20 protein-coding genes, 3 tRNA genes, 2 pseudogenes and 1 riboswitch are annotated in these 20,058 nt (G+C 55.0%); of the genes and pseudogenes, 9 read left to right on the forward strand and 16 right to left on the reverse strand.

Annotated elements, in window-relative coordinates; all coding sequences use genetic code 11:
- Position 1 precedes the first annotated feature (1 nt).
- Positions 2-298 (forward strand): annotated as a pseudogene (locus FHL07_RS23850) (hypothetical protein); the annotation flags it as partial.
- Positions 299-355: 57 nt separating this feature from the next.
- Here the strand turns inward: FHL07_RS23850 and FHL07_RS11660 are convergent.
- The 5 genes from FHL07_RS11660 to FHL07_RS11680 all read right to left on the reverse strand — a co-directional run bounded on the left by FHL07_RS11660 (position 356) and on the right by FHL07_RS11680 (position 3,182).
- Positions 356-721 (reverse strand): histone-like nucleoid-structuring protein, MvaT/MvaU family, encoded by a 366-nt coding sequence (locus FHL07_RS11660; protein ID WP_138738503.1) that lies wholly within the window; start codon positions 719-721, stop codon positions 356-358.
- Positions 722-961: 240 nt separating this feature from the next.
- On the reverse strand, positions 962-1,363 hold the full coding sequence (locus tag FHL07_RS11665) for a DUF6957 family protein (RefSeq protein WP_138738504.1): 402 nt from the start codon (positions 1,361-1,363) through the stop codon (positions 962-964).
- A gap of 112 nt (positions 1,364-1,475) precedes the next feature.
- Positions 1,476-2,204, reverse strand: a complete 729-nt coding sequence (locus FHL07_RS11670; RefSeq protein ID WP_138738505.1) for a metallophosphoesterase — start codon at positions 2,202-2,204, stop codon at positions 1,476-1,478.
- A gap of 105 nt (positions 2,205-2,309) precedes the next feature.
- Complete coding sequence (locus FHL07_RS11675) at positions 2,310-2,732, reverse strand: hypothetical protein (protein ID WP_046809902.1); 423 nt, start codon at positions 2,730-2,732, stop codon at positions 2,310-2,312.
- Positions 2,733-2,774: 42 nt separating this feature from the next.
- Positions 2,775-3,182, reverse strand: coding sequence for a DUF6957 family protein (locus FHL07_RS11680; protein WP_138738506.1), 408 nt, complete (start codon positions 3,180-3,182; stop codon positions 2,775-2,777).
- 188 nt (positions 3,183-3,370) lie between these two features.
- On the opposite strand from FHL07_RS11680, the gene FHL07_RS11685 reads away from it, so the two are divergent.
- The 3 genes and pseudogenes from FHL07_RS11685 to FHL07_RS23855 form a co-directional block, all read left to right on the forward strand.
- The gene (locus tag FHL07_RS11685) at positions 3,371-3,838 is read left to right on the forward strand and encodes a helix-turn-helix domain-containing protein (RefSeq protein WP_138738507.1); all 468 of its coding nucleotides are present in this window, start codon (positions 3,371-3,373) and stop codon (positions 3,836-3,838) included.
- 378 nt (positions 3,839-4,216) lie between these two features.
- Entirely contained in the window at positions 4,217-4,498 is a 282-nt protein-coding gene (gene tnpB / locus FHL07_RS11690; RefSeq protein WP_138738561.1) for an IS66 family insertion sequence element accessory protein TnpB, read from the forward strand.
- A pseudogene (locus tag FHL07_RS23855) lies at positions 4,458-4,754 on the forward strand (SDR family NAD(P)-dependent oxidoreductase); the annotation flags it as partial. The gene tnpB and the pseudogene FHL07_RS23855, both read left to right, overlap by 41 nt.
- A 524-nt stretch (positions 4,755-5,278) precedes the next feature.
- On the opposite strand, the gene FHL07_RS11700 reads toward FHL07_RS23855, so the two are convergent.
- Positions 5,279-5,350 (reverse strand) — tRNA-Arg (locus FHL07_RS11700).
- Positions 5,351-5,881: 531 nt separating this feature from the next.
- Between FHL07_RS11700 and FHL07_RS11705 the strand changes: the two genes are divergently transcribed.
- The 3 genes from FHL07_RS11705 to FHL07_RS11710 all read left to right on the forward strand — a co-directional run bounded on the left by FHL07_RS11705 (position 5,882) and on the right by FHL07_RS11710 (position 6,918).
- On the forward strand, positions 5,882-6,112 hold the full coding sequence (locus FHL07_RS11705) for a hypothetical protein (protein WP_095019285.1): 231 nt from the start codon (positions 5,882-5,884) through the stop codon (positions 6,110-6,112).
- A gap of 28 nt (positions 6,113-6,140) precedes the next feature.
- Entirely contained in the window at positions 6,141-6,317 is a 177-nt protein-coding gene (locus FHL07_RS23655; RefSeq protein ID WP_165446519.1) for a PA3371 family protein, read from the forward strand.
- Between the two features lie 274 nt (positions 6,318-6,591).
- Entirely contained in the window at positions 6,592-6,918 is a 327-nt protein-coding gene (locus FHL07_RS11710) for an Arc family DNA-binding protein (RefSeq protein WP_016782142.1), read from the forward strand.
- A 75-nt stretch (positions 6,919-6,993) separates the two neighbouring features.
- Here FHL07_RS11710 and mgtE read toward each other — a convergent pair whose 3' ends face one another.
- The 7 genes from mgtE to ltaE all read right to left on the reverse strand — a co-directional run bounded on the left by mgtE (position 6,994) and on the right by ltaE (position 14,637).
- Entirely contained in the window at positions 6,994-8,436 is a 1,443-nt protein-coding gene (gene mgtE / locus FHL07_RS11715) for a magnesium transporter (RefSeq protein WP_016782141.1), read from the reverse strand.
- 403 nt (positions 8,437-8,839) lie between these two features.
- Positions 8,840-8,916: transfer RNA gene (locus FHL07_RS11720), tRNA-Arg, on the reverse strand.
- A gap of 107 nt (positions 8,917-9,023) precedes the next feature.
- Positions 9,024-9,114, reverse strand: a tRNA-Ser gene (locus FHL07_RS11725).
- Between the two features lie 61 nt (positions 9,115-9,175).
- A complete protein-coding gene (csrA, locus tag FHL07_RS11730) occupies positions 9,176-9,364 on the reverse strand; it encodes a carbon storage regulator CsrA (RefSeq protein ID WP_095003370.1) in 189 nt (62 codons plus the stop codon).
- Between the two features lie 184 nt (positions 9,365-9,548).
- Positions 9,549-10,784 carry an aspartate kinase gene (locus FHL07_RS11735; RefSeq protein WP_095003369.1) on the reverse strand — a complete coding sequence of 412 codons (1,236 nt, stop codon included), beginning with the start codon at positions 10,782-10,784 and terminating at the stop codon, positions 9,549-9,551.
- Positions 10,785-10,867: 83 nt separating this feature from the next.
- Positions 10,868-13,486, reverse strand: coding sequence for an alanine--tRNA ligase (gene alaS / locus FHL07_RS11740; protein ID WP_095019219.1), 2,619 nt, complete (start codon positions 13,484-13,486; stop codon positions 10,868-10,870).
- 146 nt (positions 13,487-13,632) lie between these two features.
- Complete coding sequence (gene ltaE, locus FHL07_RS11745) at positions 13,633-14,637, reverse strand: low-specificity L-threonine aldolase (protein WP_095003367.1); 1,005 nt, start codon at positions 14,635-14,637, stop codon at positions 13,633-13,635.
- 215 nt (positions 14,638-14,852) lie between these two features.
- Positions 14,853-15,023, forward strand: a riboswitch (FMN riboswitch).
- A 131-nt stretch (positions 15,024-15,154) separates the two neighbouring features.
- Between ltaE and FHL07_RS11750 the strand changes: the two genes are divergently transcribed.
- Positions 15,155-15,649 (forward strand): 6,7-dimethyl-8-ribityllumazine synthase, encoded by a 495-nt coding sequence (locus FHL07_RS11750; protein WP_095003366.1) that lies wholly within the window; start codon positions 15,155-15,157, stop codon positions 15,647-15,649.
- A gap of 332 nt (positions 15,650-15,981) precedes the next feature.
- Entirely contained in the window at positions 15,982-17,283 is a 1,302-nt protein-coding gene (locus tag FHL07_RS11755) for a M91 family zinc metallopeptidase (protein ID WP_238705533.1), read from the forward strand.
- On the opposite strand, the gene astE is transcribed toward FHL07_RS11755, so the two are convergent.
- The 3 genes from astE to astB all read right to left on the reverse strand — a co-directional run bounded on the left by astE (position 17,280) and on the right by astB (position 20,004).
- On the reverse strand, positions 17,280-18,290 hold the full coding sequence (gene astE / locus FHL07_RS11760; RefSeq protein WP_095025557.1) for a succinylglutamate desuccinylase: 1,011 nt from the start codon (positions 18,288-18,290) through the stop codon (positions 17,280-17,282). The genes FHL07_RS11755 and astE overlap by 4 nt on opposite strands.
- Before the next feature lie 12 nt (positions 18,291-18,302).
- A complete protein-coding gene (locus FHL07_RS11765) occupies positions 18,303-18,590 on the reverse strand; it encodes a hypothetical protein (protein ID WP_003440880.1) in 288 nt (95 codons plus the stop codon).
- 67 nt (positions 18,591-18,657) lie between these two features.
- Entirely contained in the window at positions 18,658-20,004 is a 1,347-nt protein-coding gene (gene astB, locus FHL07_RS11770) for an N-succinylarginine dihydrolase (RefSeq protein WP_138738508.1), read from the reverse strand.
- Between the last annotated feature and the right edge of the window lie 54 nt (positions 20,005-20,058).

A 20,058-nucleotide genomic window follows, 5' to 3' on the forward strand; every position in this document is an offset into this window, starting at 1 on the left:
CGATGCATTTTATTTTGGCGTGTTGCCAATCCTTGCAGAGACAGCAGCTCACTACGGGATAGGCCCAAATGAAATGGCGATTGCGTCACTCATTGGCCAACTCGTTCACCTGCTTAGTCTTTTGGTTGCATCAACCTATTTGCTATGCGGGCTGCGAGATATCGGCTACGGCGATAACCAGCGAGTCTCTTTGAAATGGACATTTGGAACGGAGCTGGTGATGCTTATGGCTGCAATCGCGGTTGGGACGATACAGTCATCAACTGACGATGTGAAAAGTGACCCAACAAAAATCTGAGATGTGGAAGCGCAATAAAAAATGGCCCTCAAAAGGCCATTATTACTCAAACCACGATCAGTTGCTCAGCCAGGACTCAACGGTGTCCGAGCCGTATTCTGCTTTCCATTCCTTCAGACCTTTGTGATTCCCACCTTTAGTTTCGATTAGCTCGCCGGTATGCGGGTTTCTGTAGACCTTAACCTGACGAGGCTTACGAATACCGGCTTTGGACTCGACCACTGGAGCGCTGCGGCCAGCCTGAAGATCAAACAAGTTGATTACGTTAGACAGGCTGTAACCGTATTCAGCAAGCAGAGCGCGCAGCTTCGTCTCGAACTCTATCTCCTTTTTTAGGCCAACATCGCCTTTCAGGGCTTCAAGAGCCTCGAGTTGTTTAGCAAGGTGTTTTTCGAGCTGGCGGAATTCTGCGAGTTTTGACATGTTTAGTCTCTACGTAGTTAATCTTTTAACAATACACCAAACTCTGGAGTTAACCTTAAATCGTTTAGTTATAAGACTCATGAAGAGCGATCACAAAGGCCCGCACTGAGGAGTCTAGGTTCGCAACTTTAATTTATTCGTTTCCTGTCACAAGCGAAGTATTGAGATCAACCTCTTTGAGGCCTGGATGTGTCTACTGAACCCGGCGCGATTCACAACTGTATTTGCGGCGGCCATTACTTAACCGGCTTTCATAGAAAAAGCGGCACCCACACTGGCCTCTTTTCTAAGGCCTACCCCACAGAGGAGGTAGACGGTACTCTTCGTTTCAAACATGCAGCCTTCAGTAAAGGATTTTCCGAAGTTACTGCGTACCCACATGCCAGATTGAAAACGACCTTTACTGTCCAGTACGACTTCATGAGCGAAAAGCGTCATGGGAAGTAGACCGAGACTTGTAAGCTTTTCTCTTTCAACCGGCGTCACGGTGAGGTCGATTAAGACCCACTGTTTCACCACACAGAATGCTTTGCCTGGAAACATCTTTGCTGCCAAAGAGATCAATTCTTCAGAGCCCTGCCAGCCAGGCGATTCATCTCCGGTTCCGTAAAGTAACTGCGAGATTTCATTCAAAGTGACCATTCAAAAACCTTAGATTCACACTAAATATCAACCGTTCTAGCAAACTCACACCCGCTAGTTTTGATCTATCAACTCCGAGCTCATGGAGGACACTGACGAGATCTATTCACCTTCAAACCACCACCAAGCACTCAGGATTGAAGCCTGTGCTTTGACCCGGATAACCGCGCGGATTGGAAACCACTCGGCACCCATTCTTTAAGAAGTCTGCTGCAAAATGCGCGTGCCCATGTATCCAAAGGTCAGCCTTACTAAGTAACTCTGACCAATCGTTCGCATAGGCTGCAGCCAGATGTCCGGGGTGATCGTCACCCAGATGATCCAACACTGGTGCATGGTGTGTGACCACCACTGTTTTGCCGTCGAAAGGTCTATTAAGTTCTTGGGTTAACCATCGGTGAGCCCTCATTGATTTCGCGACTAGGTCATCTGGACGCAGGCGTCTGTAATCCAAGTCGGCTCGAATTGCCAGGAAATCGTTCATCGAATCCCAAGCAAGGCGCTTTGCCGCAACCACATCACCCGTAGCCGAATAATCCGTCCAGGCAGTTGTGACCAAAAAGCGTGTGCCATCGAGAATGAGCATCTCGTTTTCGAGTACATGCACATGGGGCAATGCAGCGTCTTTCATTTTTAGCAGTGTGCGACCTATGTGCCCACCGTAGTACTCATGATTGCCACACACATAGATAACAGGGCACTGGAATGTGTCGTTCGCCCATGAGACTCCACGCGATTTGATATCAATATCGCCTGCGAGAATCACTACTTCCGCGTCGATTGGGGCGGGATCGAACCGAGCGAACTCGAGGTGCAGATCAGAGTAAATCTGAATTTTCATATCAGACGACCAGTTTCGATTTAGTTGTACTTTGGATACCGCTGCGGCGGCCGGCCTCCGAGCCTGGCTCGCTTTGCAAGGAGAGGCTGCGTTTACATCCTAGGATTAAAAAATAACTCGAAGCCCTTTGAGAGAGTGAGCATCAATAAGACGACCTGGCGCATCGTTATATGCCTTTTCGTCTTCAATGTTGTGAAGGCAAACCCGACTTCCTGTTGAGTCATATCCGACCAGTAACCCAGAAAGCCCCTCCATGATCCATTTACCGGATTTGTTCATCCACCCGGGCGTGACGACCTGAATTTCCGTAACGACAAACTCGCTGGTTTGTTGGGAAAGTATTTCTTCGAGCATATCGATGTCACTAATCATCATGGTGCGTGGCCACACCTTGCCATCCAAGCACTCTTCAAGAACGACGTGATACCAAGGATGAGCCAAGTGGCGTTCAAATATCCGCCAGTTTGAATACCCATCCCCAAAGATATTAGGGGTGCCCTCGGCAAAGGCTTCATGACTTCTAAACATTTCACATTCCCGTGGATCTACAGACCGCAGTTGCAGCTGACATCATTGATAAAGAGACAGTATCGCGGCGAGACTGGCTGACTTTTCGTCGCCGTCTCCCATCAAAACGTACACAGTGTTTTTGGTTTCAAAGAGAAAGCCATCTTGGAATGAAATGCCCATGGTGCTGCGCACCCAATTTCCGTAATCGAAGCGTCCTCGGCTGTCTAGGATGACTTTTTCGGCGAAAACAAAGAGCGGCAGATGTCCATGAACGTGGATTTTGGTGAGATCCGCATCGCTAGCTATCGCGCGTACGATCGTCCACTGCTGGACGATGCAAAAGCCTTTGTTGGGGAAGCGGGTTTGCGCAATGCGAATCAACGCTTCTTGGCTTTCTCGAGATCCATAGCGTGGCTCTCCAGTGGTGGAGAGGAGCTCGCCGGCTGCTTGGATTTTTTCGAACTCCATGCTTCATTCCCGTCAATACATGTCATATGTTTAAGAGCATCACCTTTAGGAAAGCTCACGGATGCGACACTACCTCGGGCATTCCCTTCACATGAATGAAGAAATCAATCGACCCTGATTGAGGATTATATGACGTGTTACGGGTCGACGCAATATGGCTATATCCTCTGTTTTGTAGAGGATCATAAATGTCTCTCAGCCAAGCATTTGCCGCCGTTGTCAGGGCCTTGAGACAGAACTCAGGAATGTCCCAGGACGATCTGCCTTTAATTGATCGCTCTTACCTGAGCCGCGTGGAGCGCGGCAAAGGGAACGTATCGATCGAAATGTTTATGAAAATTTCAAAAATGCTAGACACTGAGCCCACTGTTCTAATGCTCCTAACAACCTCTTTACTCTCTGAGGAGGCGACAGATGTGGCATTGGAGCGGATCTCGCAGAAGATAGAGACGCTAAAAGAGACTGGAGTGTTCGAGCTCATCTCCAGCGGCGGTAAGCCACTCCAACATGGACGACCTTCCAACCTCGCTGCAGGTGAAAGACTAAAACTTGCTCCACAGCTGAAGCAAAAAGGACTATCTAATTCAGAGATAGCTCGAGAATTGGACGTTTCTAAGTCAACGGTACAACGGTATCTCGCCAAGGCTCCTGATTAACGGTAAAAGCCGAAATTACCGCTCTGATGAATCACCTCTCAGGCACGCTTCCTCTCCACTAGACCTCTTCTCTGAGCCCGCGATCCGCATTGCATGCAGGACGGCGATCGCATTAAAGACTTATTGAACCGGGCACGACCGAGCCAAACGATTTCTGGGCATAAGGCGCGGGGGAGCTTCGAAGTCGGTTTGTGAGCAAAGGACTGAAAAAGAAGGCTCCGGGTAGGCCTGGTAATACCAAGATTACCGATTCGGTGTGCTTCGGTGAGAGAGCTGAAGGCTTTAGGATTGTAAGCGCTCCATAACCCCCACATTCAAAGTCACCACCTGAACCCCGATGCTGTGCTCCCGATTCCTTTCCGGAGCCAGCACCTCATGATGCGTCCCGACGCAAAAGTCGAAAAAGTCTATCTCTACCCCAAGCCCGTCGACTTCCGAAAATCCATCGACGGCCTAGCCGCCCTAGTCGAGCTGGATATCAAGGTCGCTGTGTTCGACCCGGTGCTTTTTGTGTTCCTCAACAAGCCTCGAAACCGAGTGAAGATTTTGTATTGGGAGCGCAACGGCTTTTGCCTTTGGCTAAAGCGCCTGGAATCCGAGCGCTTCAAAACATCTCCGGAGTGTTCGGATGGCCATGCTCACCTGCGACGTAACAGATGACGAGTCTGTCAGTGCTCTCATCTCTACCGTACTCGCGCAGACCGGGCGGATTGATCTGTTGGTCAATAACGCTGGCATCGGTCTGCTAGGCGGCGCTGAAGAGTTCTCGATCCCACAAGTGCAGGCCTTGTTCGATGTCAATCTATTCGGCGTCATACGCATGACCAATGCAGTGTTACCTTCGATGCGGCAAGGTGGCCAGGGGCGCATCATCAATATCGGATCAATTTTGGGATTGGTAGCAGAGCAATTCGCGGATGGAGCGCTGATTCAGCGTACGCGTGGAAAACCTCAGAAAATTGAAAACCTCGAGGCCGTCAGGAAGCTCAAGGCGGAAGGTATGACACAAGCGCAGATCGCTCAGGAATTGGGTTTCTCCCCTAGCGTTGTCAATCGTCACTGGAAACGGATTTTGAGCCAGGAGCAGCAGGTCAATCGATAGGCGTGAAGGAGCGTCGCATTTTCGATCACCTACAACTAGCCTCTACCGGTCATACGCGCCCGGCATGGGTTGGCTCACTGGCTTAACGAATCTTGAGGCAACCTCTAACGCGAGCATGTCAATCAACTGTATCCATGGAGTCGAGCAAATGCTCATTTTCAGGAACCAGGGATCTGACGAGAGGCGAGTTAAGGAGAGGCTTTAGGCAATTCGGCTAGACCGCGAATCGTGTCATTACGCAAAAAATAAATCACGGGCCGGCTTGACCAAGCCGTCGGAGGGGATGGCTCTTGTCTAAGAAAAACCATAAAAAACAGCTAGCTACTGAAGCGAGGATATGTCCCCTGCAGGAATCGAACCTGCACCTAGCCCTTAGGAGGGGCTCGTTCTATCCGTTGAACTAAGAGGACATCACATTTACTACTTCTCTACACCTACATTCTACGCAAAATCAGTAGCTTAAAGAAGCTGTCTCAATGTGCAGTGAAATTCGGTGCTTCTACGCTGCATGCCCCAGAATCGGCGACATTCCAATGTGCAGTAAAATCAATGTCGGATAAGAACCTGCAACCTTCCCCTTAGGAGGGGGATGCTCTATCCAATTGAGCTACTGAGACAAATAACGGCGTGCATGGTAACGGGCATGCCTGGGTTTGTCATGTCGTGAGTGGTCTTTTTAACTGTAAGACAGCGGCCTAAATAGATTTTTTTGCCTCCGATGAGCGGTACGAGGTTGCGATCGACTGCACAGCACAAGCAAGGCTCAGGCGACCATCGTGCAATTTGCACTACATCAAAAAGCCATCATTGCAAAATGCAATTAAACACTCTTGAATATACGGCTCAACTCGCTGTTTTATAAGGTTTTTTAGCCTTGTTACAGTTGGCACGAAGACTGCTCTATTAACAGTATCCCGTCCATGCTCTCAGAGATGACCGCCATGAACAGCACGCTACTACTGTTAAACACCCTCGCGCTGGCCGTATTGCTGGTTTTTCATTTTCTGCCCGAGCCCGTTTCGGCTGAGCAGCCTGTTGAAATGACGGCTACCTTCAACAAACCGCGGCCACAGGTTGCGGTGATGAAAGAGACCAGCCGCGTGACACCTCGTCTGGCTGCCAACCAGCCCGTCGCCGACCAGGCACCTGCGGGTGAACGCTGGGTCTTTTGAAAGCACATTGAGAGATGGGTAAGAAATCATGTCCAAAATCGCTTTGGCTCTGTTAATGCTGGCACTGTCGAGCCTTGCCCTGGATGTATTCACCAGTAACGAATTTGGCAATCTGCCCTTGATCGCCGCCGCGGTATTTTTCGCTTGCTGGCTGGTGGCGCTGATGCTTGGTCGCAGGTTCAAGTTTGACCCGCAATTGCGCTGAAACTGCCCATAGGCAAGGGGGAAAACCCATTAATTTGCTGGGTTAATCGCTAAGCCACCCATTCGAGTGTATATTTTTAACAAGACCTACTGGCATAACGCCTTTATCCGGTTCAATATTTGTCACAGAATTGACGCCAGGGAAGTGGCAGATTTGAGGCATGATGCGCGCCTCTTAGCAATTCAGGTTGAACATTTGGCTATAAGGACGGTCTTAAACACATCCTGCGGCCAATTCCCGAGAACCGCTCCCCTGAACTAACCGGTTAACTAAAATGCGCCCATTGAAACAGGCAATTTACTCCAGCCGCACGGCTGACAAGTTCGTCGTTCGCCTGCCAGACGGAATGCGCGAGCGCATCGCCGAAGTGGCTCGCAACCATCACCGCAGCATGAACTCTGAAATCATTGCTCGTCTCGAGCAAAGCCTTATCCAGGAAGGCGTTCTGGGTGATGAGCTCAGCATGCGCCTCGACAGCCCCGAGCTTTCCCTGCATGAGCGTGAGCTGCTGCAACGCTTCCGCCAGTTGTCACACCGCCAGCAAAACGCCCTGGTATCACTGATTGCTCACGATGCTGAAGCAGCCTCTGAAGAATCCTGATTTAACCCAGGCATAAAAAAAGCCAGCAAATGCTGGCTTTTTTTATGGGCGCTGTTCGCGCCCTGTACAGAATGATCAAAGCAGGAAGATAGTTGCCAGCCCCAGAAAGATGAAGAACCCGCCACTGTCGGTCATGGCGGTGATCATCACGCTTGCGCCCATGGCCGGATCACGCCCCAGCCGGGCCAGCGTCATGGGTATCAATACCCCCATCAGTGCTGCCAGCAGCAGGTTGAGGGTCATGGCTGCGGTCATCACCACGCCGAGCGACCAGCTGCCATACAGCAGGTAGGCCACAACACCAATCACCCCACCCCACACCAGACCATTGATCAGGCCCACGGCGAGCTCCTTGCGCATCAACCGCGAAGTGCTGCCGGTGTTGACCTGATCCAGGGCCATAGCGCGCACGATCATGGTAATGGTCTGGTTGCCGGAGTTACCGCCAATACCGGCCACGATGGGCATCAGTGCTGCCAGAGCCACCAGCTTTTCAATCGAGCCTTCGAACAGGCCAATCACCCGCGAAGCAATAAATGCCGTGACCAGGTTGACTGCCAGCCAGGCCCAACGGTTACGCAGGGACTTCCACACCGAGGCGAAGATGTCTTCTTCTTCTCGCAGACCGGCCATGTTGAGAACTTCGTTTTCACTCTCTTCACGGATCAGGTCGACCATTTCATCGATGGTCAGACGGCCGATCAGCTTGCCGTTCTTGTCGACTACGGGGGCCGAAATCAAGTCATAACGCTCAAATGCCTGAGCAGCATCGTAGGCATCTTCGTCCGGGTGAAAACTCACCGGGTCGTTGGCCATGACCTCAGACACTTGTTTTTCAGGGTCGTTGACCAGCAGACGCTTGATCGGCAGCACGCCTTTGAGCGCACCGTCGTAATCGACCACGAACAGTTTGTCGGTATGGCCCGGCAACTCCTTGAGGCGACGCAGGTAACGCAGCACGACTTCAAGGCTGACATCCTCACGGATGGTCACCATCTCAAAGTCCATCAGGGCACCGACCTGGTCCTCGTTATAGGACAGTGCGGAGCGCACGCGCTCACGCTGCTGGCCATCCAGGGTCTCCATCAGCTCATGGACGACGTCTCGCGGCAGCTCGGGAGCCAGGTCAGCAAGTTCGTCGGCGTCCATCTCCTTGGCGGCTGCCAGGAGCTCGTGATCGTCCATGTCGGCGATCAGGGTTTCACGCACCGAGTCGGATACTTCGAGCAGGATGTCGCCATCGCGATCAGCCTTGACCAGCTGCCAGACCGTCAGGCGGTCGTCCAGAGGCAATGCTTCGAGGATATAGGCAACGTCTGCGGAGTGCAGGTCTTCCAGCTTGCGCTGGAGTTCAACAAGGTTTTGCCGATGGACCAGGTTCTCGACCCGGTCATGGTGATGGCCTTCCTGACGATGAGTCAGATCTTCGACCACACGCTGGCGATTAAGCAGCTCAATAACTTGAGCAAGGCGGCTTTGCAGGCTTTCTTGGGTTTTCTTTACTTCAACTTCGGTCATAGGCGAACTCCACTCCCAGCAGCAGGGCACGCCGGAAGGATCAATCAGTCAATTCATGATTGGTAAAGCGGGATGCTGAGTTACTACTGGGTAAGTCCATGGAGGTATTCCACAAGCCCCGGCGGGGCTGACGGGCGCAATCATACACGGCTTGAAAATTAATGACGCAAAAATCTTGGAGATAACAAAAGCTTGCGAAAAACCGCCAGACGGCGCCTGCGCACTGCTTGTGCGACGAAGGATGAGTTGCACAGGGCACAACTCAAAGCTGAAATTCAACCTTGTAGCCGTTGACGAGCAGGGACAAGAACCAGAATAAACACAAGACAAGTCGCGAGGATGACAGCAATAGCCAAATCGCAGATAACAAAAAGCCCGCACAATGTGCGGGCTTTTTGATGTTTGGTGCACTCGACAGGATTCGAACCTGTGACCGCTCGGTTCGTAGCCGAGTACTCTATCCAGCTGAGCTACGAGTGCAGTTGTGTTTGGCATTATAGACCGTTGAATCTCTCTGGCAAGATTTTTTTTTCAGTATTTCCAACAACTTACTGAACCGCCTAGATTACAACGTGCTACATGAATAATGGCGGAGAAGGGGGGATTCGAACCCCCGACACCCTTTTGAGATGTACTCCCTTAGCAGGGGAGCGCCTTCGGCCACTCGGCCACCTCTCCGCAACACGGGGCGTATAATAACCAGCCTTTTCCCCGCATGCAACTAAAAACTTAAATAAAATTAAAGACTTGGTTCTTCATCCTTTTCATTCTTGATCCGCAGGTAGATCTCTTCACGGTGTACGGCCACTTCCTTGGGAGCATTGACGCCAATGCGCACCTGGTTGCCTTTGACGCCCAATACGGTCACGGTAATTTCGCCATCGCCTATGATCAGGCTTTCCGCACAACGGCGAGTCAGAATCAGCATACGTTTCTCCTCACACTTATCTTTTCAGGGACAACAGTCTGCAAAAAAAAAGAGCCCGAGCCTACTAGCGACTAGTAGCACTCTGCGCTCCTTAGTATTGACCAACATGACAAAACGGGTGGGCTTCGTGCATGCCTGCCAAAAAACAAAGGGCGCGGATTAACCGCGCCCTTCTGCCAACGCCTTACTCGCCCTGTCGGGCTGGCGCATCCAGATCAAAAGCGGTGTGCAGGGAACGCACGGCCAGCTCCAGGTACTTTTCTTCGATCACAACAGACACTTTGATCTCGGAAGTCGAGATCATCAGGATGTTGATGTTCTCCTTGGCCAGCGATTCAAACATGCGGCTGGCAACGCCTGCATGAGAGCGCATGCCCACACCCACGATCGAAACCTTGGCAATGTTGGTGTCGCCCACCACTTCACGGGCACCGATCTCGCGAGCGGTATTTTCCAGCACGCTTTGCGCCGCATTGTAGTCATTGCGGTGTACGGTGAAGGTAAAATCGGTGGTGTTATCGTGCGCAACGTTCTGCACGATCATGTCGACTTCGATGTTGGCCGCGCTGATCGGGCCCAGAATCTTGAACGCCACGCCCGGGGTGTCCGGCACGCCACGGATGGTCAGCTTGGCTTCGTCGCGATTGAACGCGATACCAGAAATGATCGGCTGTTCCATGGATTCCTCTTCATCAATAGTAATGAGGGTACCTGGACCCTCCTTGAAGCTGTGCAAAACGCGCAGCGGAACGTTGTACTTGCCGGCGAACTCGACTGCGCGGATCTGCAACACCTTGGAACCCAGGCTGGCCATTTCCAGCATTTCTTCGAAGGTGATCTTTTCCAGACGCTGCGCCTTGGCCACAACCCGCGGGTCAGTGGTGTAGACGCCGTCAACATCGGTGTAGATCTGGCATTCATCAGCCTTGAGGGCCGCTGCCAGCGCCACACCCGTGGTGTCGGAACCGCCACGGCCCAGCGTGGTGATATTTCCGAGCTCATCAACGCCCTGGAAACCGGCAACCACAACCACACGACCGGCCTTGAGATCAGCGCGAATCTTCTGATCGTCAATTTTCAGGATACGGGCCTTGGTGTGCGAGCTGTCCGTGAGGATGCGCACCTGGCTGCCGGTGTAGGACACGGCCGGCACACCACGCTTGTTCAGCGCCATGGACAGCAGACCAATAGTCACCTGCTCGCCCGTGGATACAATCATATCCAGCTCACGCGGCAACGGCTGATCGCTGATTTGCTTGGCCAGGTCGATCAGGCGATTGGTTTCGCCGCTCATGGCCGATAGCACGATCACCAGATCATTGCCGGCTTCGCGGAACTTCTTAACTTTATCGGCGACCTGCTCGATTCTCTCGACAGTGCCGACCGAGGTGCCTCCGAATTTCTGTACGATCAAAGCCATTTCAAAGCAGCCTCAGCCCATAAAGGGCGCCCATTTATCATTCAAACGACGCGCCGTTACTAGACAACGGCGCGTTCTGGACCTCAGATACCCTGCTCGACAAATGGCACGGTCAGAGCCAGCGCGGCGTCCAGGGCTGCAGCATCAACACCGCCACCTTGCGCCATGTCCGGACGACCACCGCCCTTCCCGCCCACTGCCGCAGCAGCCTGCTTCATCAAATCACCGGCTTTGAGTTGGCCAGTCAGGTCTTTGGTTACGCCTGCAACCAGTACAACCTTGTCTTCATGGACACTGCCGAGCAGGATCACCGCACGGCCGAGCTTGTTCTTCAGCTGATCTACCAGCGCCAGAAGCGCTTTGCCGTCTTGACCGTCCAGGCGGGCGGTCAACACTTTCACGCCTTTTACGTCCACTGCCGACGATGACAGATCATCACCCGCTGCGCTTGCGGCCTTGGCCTGCAACTGCTCAAGCTGTTTTTCCAGCTGACGGTTGCGCTCAAGTACCGCCGACAATTTGTCGACCAGGTTCTCGCGCGAGCCCTTGACCAGGCTGGCGGCTTCCTTGAGCTGCTCTTCGGCAGCATTGAGGTAAGCCAGTGCGGCTGCGCCGGTCACCGCTTCAATGCGACGGATACCGGAGGCTACACCGCCTTCGCTGATGATTTTCATCAGGCCGATATCACCGGTGCGCTTGGCGTGGATACCACCACACAGCTCAACCGAGAAATCACCACCCATGCTCAGCACGCGAACGCTGTCGCCGTACTTCTCGCCAAACAGCGCCATGGCGCCTTTTTCCTTGGCGGTTTCGATGTCGGTTTCTTCAGTCTCGACCGGGGTATTCTTGCGAATCTCGGCGTTGACAATATCTTCCAGCGCCTTGATCTGCTCAGGCTTGATCGCTTCGAAGTGGCTGAAGTCAAAACGCATGCGCTGGCTGTCAACCAAAGAGCCTTTCTGCTGAACGTGCTCGCCCAGAACCTGGCGCAAGGCGGCGTGCAGCAAGTGGGTGGCCGAGTGGTTCAGCGCCGTGGCGTGACGCACATCGGCGTCCACCTGGGCTTCAACGGTTTCGCCCACTTTCAGGCCGCCCGCAGCAACCACGCCGTGGTGCAGGAAAGCGCCACCGGTCTTGGTGGTGTCGCGCACGTCAAAGCGGGCAGCACCCGCCTGCAGGTAACCGCAATCGCCGACCTGACCGCCCGATTCGGCATAGAACGGGGTCTGGTCGAGAATCACCACACCCTCGTCGCCTTCGTTCAGGCTGGCAACCGACTGCCCTTCTTTATACAGCGCAACCACCTTGGCCGAGGCCTGGGTAGCGTTGTAACCGACAAACTCGGTCGGCACGTCGACTTTGACCAGGGTGTTGTAGTCCAGGCCAAACGAGCTGGCCGAACGGGCACGCACACGCTGGGCTTCCATCTCGCGTTCGAAGCCTTCTTCGTCCACGGTCAGGTTGCGCTCGCGGGCGATATCGGCCGTCAGGTCCATCGGGAAGCCATAGGTGTCGTAGAGCTTGAACACTACGTCGCCAGGCACCACGGTACCCTTGAGCTCAGCCAGATCCAGCTCGAGGATTTTCAGACCCTGCTCCAGGGTCTTGGAGAACTGCTCTTCTTCAGCCTTGAGCACGCGCTCGATATTGGCCTGCTCGCGCACCAGCTCCGGGAAGCTGGCACCCATCTCGGCCACCAGGGCCGCGACGATCTTGTAGAAGAAATTGCCGGTAGCACCCAGCTTGTTGCCATGACGGCAGGCGCGACGAATGATGCGGCGCAGCACGTAGCCGCGACCTTCGTTCGATGGCAGTACACCGTCGGCGATCAGGAAGCTGCACGAACGGATATGGTCCGCTACCACCTTGAGCGATGCCTGGCCTTCGTTGGCGCAGCCGATCGCGTCCGCCGCTGCGGTCAGCAGGCTCTGGAACAGGTCGATATCGTAGTTGGAGTTGACGTGCTGCATCACCGCACTGATCCGCTCCAGGCCCATGCCGGTGTCTACCGACGGCGCTGGCAACGGATGCAACACGCCATCGGCGGTGCGGTTGAACTGCATGAAAACGTTGTTCCAGATTTCGATGTAACGGTCGCCGTCTTCGTCTGGCGAGCCCGGCGGGCCACCCCAGATTTCCGGGCCGTGATCGTAGAAAATCTCGGTGCACGGGCCGCACGGGCCGGTATCGCCCATGGTCCAGAAGTTGTCCGATGCATACGGCGCGCCCTTGTTGTCGCCGATACGGATCATGCGCTCGGCAGGCACGCCGACGTCCTGGGTCCAGATGTCGTAGGCTTCGTCATCGCTGGCGTAGACGGTCACCCACAGCTTGTCTTTGGGCAGCTTGAGAACACCGGTCAGGAAGGTCCAGGCGAAATTGATCGCATCTTTCTTGAAGTAATCGCCAAAGCTGAAATTGCCGAGCATTTCAAAGAAGGTGTGGTGACGGGCGGTGTAACCGACGTTTTCCAGGTCGCTGTTCTTGCCGCCGGCACGCACGCACTTCTGGCTGCTGGTCGCTCGGGTGTAGGCACGTTTTTCTTGACCCAGGAAACAGTCCTTGAACTGGTTCATCCCCGCGTTGGTGAACAGCAGGGTCGGGTCGTTATTAGGGACCAAGGAGCTGGAAGGGACACGGGTGTGACCTTGCTCCTCGAAGAAGCGAAGGAAGGCTTCACGGATTTCTGCGCTTTTCATAGGTTCTTCCACGGAGGCTGCGGCCAGAGGCAAGTAAATCACGTCAATCGACAGTGCGACTCGCAAAGGGCCGCATTATATCGGCCCTTCGCCCCGGGTACAGCGTGTTTATACGATAGCGACAAGCAATTGGACGGATTGAACGCTTATTGAAGGGAAAACTCGGCAAAAACCGCTATCACCTGCTCAATCTGGCTGCGACTGACATCCATGTGCGTCACCATTCGCAAGCGCGGCGCGGCACTGAGCCTGATCCCCTGGCCGGCCGCAAAGGCCTTGAGTGCCTCGGCACGCTCACCGATCTGGACGTAGACCATATTGGTCTGCACCGGCTCAACCTCATAACCGGCAGCACGCAGACCCTCGGCCAGCAACTGGGCATTGGCATGGTCATCGGCCAGACGCGCCACCTGATGATCCAGTGCATACAGCCCGGCAGCCGCCAGTTGACCGGCCTGGCGCATGCCGCCCCCGACCATCTTGCGCAGGCGCCGGGCGCGGGAGACAAGCTCGGCGGTGCCGCACAGCACCGACCCCACGGGCGCGCCCAGGCCTTTGGACAGGCAGACCGATACCGAATCGAAATGGCGGGTGATATCACCGGCGTCAACGCCCAGTTTGACCGCCGCGTTGTACAACCGCGCGCCATCAAGATGCAGCGCCAGGCCGTGCTCGCGGGTCAGGCGGCCGGCAGCTGCCAGGTACTCGGTGGGCAGCACCTTGCCTTGCATGGTGTTTTCCAGCGCAAGCAGGCGGGTGCGGGCAAAGTGGAAGTCATCCGGTTTGATCGCGGCAGCCACCTGTTTCAGATCAAGCGAGCCATCGGCCTGCACCTCCAGCGGCTGCGGCTGAATGGACCCCAGGACCGCCGCCCCGCCACCTTCATACTTATAGGTGTGAGCCTGCTGACCGACGATGTATTCATCACCGCGCTCGCAATGCGCCATCAAGGCCAGCAGGTTGCTCATGGTGCCGGTGGGCACAAACAGCCCCCTGGCAAAGCCCAGGCGCAATGCCAGCTCGGATTCCAGTTTGTTCACCGAAGGATCTTCGCCATACACATCATCGCCCATAGGCGCATTTGCCATGGCTTCACGCATGCCTGGGGTGGGTTGGGTCACGGTGTCACTACGAAGATCGATAACAGACATGGCATTGGCCTCGGCAAGGTTTGATCAGTGTTGAATGCTAAACGTGCGATTCCCGCCAGAACAAGCCTACTCTGCAGCGATCGACAATATTCGGATGCTCACGTAGGAATTACCTTATTAATGAAATGGAAAAACTGATAGCTATTAGCAAAAAGCATCAATGCATACTCGAAAAATATGTGATACAAAATGTCCGCCGCCAGAAAGGCTGGTGGCAACGTTCTCAGGGCGGGGTGCGACTCCCCACCGGCGGTAATTGCGCGCAAAGCGCATAGCCCGCGAGCGCTTGGCACATTCTTGAGCTTCGGCCAGGAATAAACCAAGGTCAGCAGACCCGGTGTGATCCCGGGGCCGACGGTCATAGTCCGGATGAAGAGAGAACGGGATTGGCGCCAAAGGGCCGTCAACCAGGCGGGATAGTGGCGATGCCGTATGGCCGTGCGCTGCCCTCCTGAACGTACCCTTTAATCCCATTCGATTCATATGCCCTGTTTTTCACACAAACAGGAATCTGAACATGCAACCTACAGCTATTCACCACAACGAACGTGTCGCATTTATCCAGGCTTCCTGGCACAAAGAGATTGTCGACCAGAGCCGCAAGGGCTTCCTGGCCGAAATGCTGGTGCTGGGCTATCAGGAAAGCGACATCGATTTCTTCGAAGTCGGCGGCGCATTCGAGATCCCGCTGCACGCCAAACTGCTGGCCAAGACCGGTCGTTACGCCGGAATTGTCGGCGCCGCACTGGTCGTGGATGGCGGCATCTACCGTCACGACTTTGTTGCCCAGACGGTCGTCAGCGGCCTGATGCAAGTACAGCTGGAAACCGAAGTGCCGGTGTTCTCCGTCAGCCTCACGCCGCACCACTTCCACGCCGGTGAGGAGCATCAGAAGTTTTTCTTTGAGCACTTCGTGCACAAAGGCCAGGAAGCCGCCCGGACGTGCGTAGACACACTGCAGAAAATCCGCACCATCAAGCGCATGGATACCCAGCAAAAACGCGCGGTGTAATGCCTGATTCCCCGGCCAGCCCTGAAACCAGGCTCGCCGGGGAGCACACCATAAACATGTAACGCACACATAAGCCATCCAGGCGTTTCAATTGTCGACACAGGTGCCCGGTCACCGATGACATTTGAACTTGACGCCCAGGAGCATCTCTTATGTGCCCAACCCCGCCCCCAGTAACAACTACCCCTCTGCCAGCCCCTCATCATTTCGAGTTTGACGGCGGTGCCCAGGCCCCGCTCGAAAGAACCGAAACAACGGTTTCACACCCCCTGCCCCATGTGACAGAGAGCACCACACAAAGCATTCTTCATATTGGCGATAACGCCACCCTCGTGCGCTACGTCACTGAAGGCGTCCTGTACCCCCGCCCCATTGACCGCCTGGTCTTCCGCGCCTCGGTGGCGCGGGCATCCATTTGCGTCACCAAGGGCGACAACGACTCTCTGCTGATCGACCTGAACCATGAGCGCTATCGGATAAAGCCTGCAAGTGCAAAGCAGATCATCGAAATTCATACCTTGAACGGCAACGATACGGTTTACATCGCCGACACCCTGAAAAACACCTTCCATATCGAAACCGGCCCCGGCAATGACACCGTCGTGACCAGTAGCGGCAAGTCCACGGTGCTGACCGGTACTGGCGATGACATGGTGATGACCCGTGGGGGCGCCAGCTACGTAGACACTGGAGATGGCAATGACATCGTCAACGCCAATGGCACGGGCACAACCGTTGCCTACACGGGCAAAGGGGCAGACTTTTTTCGTGGCGGGGCCGGCATGGCCTTTATCGACGCAGGAGAAGGTGACGATGTAGCCGTCGGAGGCCAGGGCCACAGCATTCTATGCGGGGGCGACGGCGATGACCTTATTACAGCCGGAGCGGGCTCCAATGTGATCTATACCGGCCAGGGCCAGGACATCCTCAATCAAATAAAAGACAGGGACAAAGTATTCACCGACAGCGAGCCCACCTATATCGCCGAAGGCAGAATCACCCCGCACAAAAAGGTCGCCAATACATTTATTGGCAGCCCAATCCCCCTGCCGGAATCAGGGCTGATTATTCAAGGCAGCGAAGAGTTTATCGTAAGGGTTCAGGATGACTTGAAACTGTTGCTGAGCTCCGGCAACGGGAGCCAGCTACTGCGCGAACTGACAAAAAGTATTCGTAAAAGCCAGAAACCCATCACCATCGCCGAACTCAAGCAGGTAAATAACGGCCTATACATACCCAATCTGGGTGATGGCCGGTCTTTTATTCAGGTCGGGATGGCAGGTCTGCCTGATTTCGGAGGAACGGTGTACTACAACCCGGCATTTTCCACACCCGGCGCGATACCGCTTACCTCTCTCTACCACGAGCTATGCCACGCCTACAACTTTGTCACGGGCACACGATTTTTAGGCGCAAGCCCCGACGGGCATCAGGGAACCAAGCAAGCTGCGCTGGTGAAAAATGATGAACTGCAGGCCGTGGGCTTACCTTGCAACACAGAGCCCTTTGACTTCGATAAAGACCCTGCAACCCCTGCCCTCCCCACGAACCCGGCACAGTTCAGCGAAAACGGCATACGCGAAGAACTGGGGCTGCCCCTGCGCAAAACCTATATCCATTACTCGGATGATTAACCCTGTGGGGCCAGGGTTGTCGGTTCGATAATGATACCGGCGCGCAGGCCATTTTTGACTTTAGGGTTGGGAAAGATGATCCGCGCACCCTCTTCTTCAATAATCCAGCGGGTTTTGCCGGCGTCTTGCGCCAGTAGATAGCCCTTGGGCAACTCGCTGAAATTTTCGATATCGGCAGGCAAGTGCAGGATAAAGGCATCACTGTGCTTGATGACTTCACGCGCCACACTGAACAACTGCAAACCCTCGAGCGAAGCATCGGCCAGTGCTGGCTCGCTACCCTCGATCATCTGCTGCAAACGCTGCTCCAGACGTTCGACATTGACTCCGCCGTTCTGCCCGAAAGGCCGGGCCTTGCCCAACTCAAGGGTAAACGCCTCGGCGCTCAAGCGATCGTAGGTATAGGCACTGAACACAATGGAGGGCTTGTTTTGCAACAGCACCGCTTCCATCCCGGCCGCACGCAAGCGCGACAGCTCTTCGCGAGAGTGGCTACGGCCCTCCTTGAAGGGATACAACGCAAACTGCTCGATCTTCGACCCTCGAATGGCCGTGTGCAAGTCGTAGTGCAGACGAGTACGCCCGGGAGGGCTGAAAAAGGTTTCAGCCAGGTGCTCAAGCTCGCACGCACGCAGGGCTTCGGGGCCACTGCTGCTTTCGTGACGGCCGTTGAACAGCCGGTTAAGGTCTTCCTCGACAAAACGTGCGCCAGTACGCATGGCGCCGGGGTTGCCGAACAGGAACAGAATTCGCGCACGGGGTTTGATAGTACCCCGTGCAATGGCCTGCAACAGGCGATCAAGCAACTCGATCGGCGCTGTTTCATTGCCATGGATGCCGGCTGACAACAACAGATCCATACCGTTGTCACGAGCCTCGGGCGGGCGCACTTCAAGCGCGCCTTCGGTCAGCCAGCGCATCCGCACGCCGTCGACAGTCAGTTGAGTTTTCTCGGCCGGTTCACGTCCGGCCAAGGTCAGTTCAAGCAGTTTGCCGAGAGCGAGCATAGAACTTCCTTATCAGTGGTTGCAGTCCGGACCGTGTACGTGACCGTCTTCATCATCGCCCAGATCAGCCGGTTCCATTTCCAGTTGCAGGCTCACAAGGTTAGTCGCCAATGGGCGCAGCAGCAGGTTGGCGTATTCGGCATCGCCTTCTTCAACGTCTACACCGATCAGCAACTGGCCACGGCCGTCCTGCTGGATCCACAATTCCTTGCCCTGCCACATGACGGCAACGCGCGTGCAGGACGTTTCCAGCTGGGTACCGTCGGTGTCTTCAAGGATCAGCTTCAGGGTATCAGTCATTTCATCGCTCTCATTGGGGTGTGAAGGTGCGTGCCCGGCGTCAACTATCACCCAGGCACAGCGCCTTTCAATTGATCTGGAAGGGGTAAACCGCGCCCAGTTTAAGGATTTGCGTCAGTTCATCCAATGCCGTGCGGCATTCAAGCAGCAATTGTGGATCAGCCAGGTCACTTTCGCGCAAAGCATCACGATAATGTTTGTTCACCCAGACCGTCAGGGTGTCGTACAGCGCCGGGGTCATGATCACGCCGGGGTTGACGGCCGCCAGCTCGGTTTCGTTGAGCGCGACCCGCAGGCGCAGGCACGCCGGACCACCGCCATTCTGCATGCTCTGCTTGAGGTCGAACACCTTGACCTCACGGATCGGCCCGCCAGCGGCCGTCAGCCCTTGCAGGTACTGCCACACGCGCGGGTTGGCACGACACTCTTCAGGCACGATCAATAGCATCGAGCCATCGACGCGGCTCAGCAGCTGGCTGTTGAACAGATAAGAGCGCACGGCATCTTCCACGGCCACCTGATCACGGGGCACGCTGATCGACTGGAAGTTGGCGCCGCGGGTCGCCAGCTTGGCCTGCAACTCGGCCAGCATCTGCTCGGTATTGAGGAAAGCATCCTGGTGATGGAACAACAGTTCACCATTACCCACGGCGATCACGTCGTTATGAAACACACCCTGGTCAATGACCGCAGGATTTTGCTGGGCAAACACCACACCCTCCTCGCTCAGGCCATGCAGGCGAGCCACTGCCTGCGAAGCCTCGAGGGTCTGGCGCGCCGGGTATTTTTGCGGTGCCGGGTAACGACTGTCGAACGCACTGCGGCCGAACACAAAAAACTCGACACCGGCCTCACCATAATCGCGGCAAAAACGCGTGTGGTTGGCTGCACCTTCATCGCCAAATTGCGCCACTGCCGGCAAAGCCGCGTGGTGGGCAAAATGCTCCTGATCGGCAAACATCGCGCCCAGCACGCGACTGGTGGTCGGGTGCTCGATACTGCGATGGTATTTGCAATTGAGGTTGGCAGCGGTGAAGTGCACGCGACCGTCAGCGGTGTCGGCACTGGGGCTGACTGTGGCCGCATTGGCTACCCACATGCTCGAGGCCGAGCAGCTGGCGACCAGCAATGGCATGGCCTCTTTGGCGGCGCGCTCGATCACCTGAGCATCAGTCCCGGCAAAACCCAGGCTGCGCAAGGCAGCAACGTCCGGACGCTCTTGCGGGGCCAGCACGCCCTGAACAAAGCCCATGTCCATCAACGCTTTCATTTTTTCCAGGCCTTGCAGCGCAGCTTCCTTAGGGTTGGAAGCCTGCTGGCTGTTGCTCTGGGAAGCGACGTTGCCAAACGACAAACCGCCATAGTTATGGGTCGGCCCCACTAAACCGTCAAAATTGACTTCAAAGGACTTCATCAGCGAGGCTCCGGAAAACGGTTATAAGTCATACAGCACCTGTGGGAGCGAGCC

Source organism: Pseudomonas sp. FSL W7-0098 (assembly GCF_005930585.1).
GTDB lineage: Bacteria > Pseudomonadota > Gammaproteobacteria > Pseudomonadales > Pseudomonadaceae > Aquipseudomonas > Aquipseudomonas bubulae.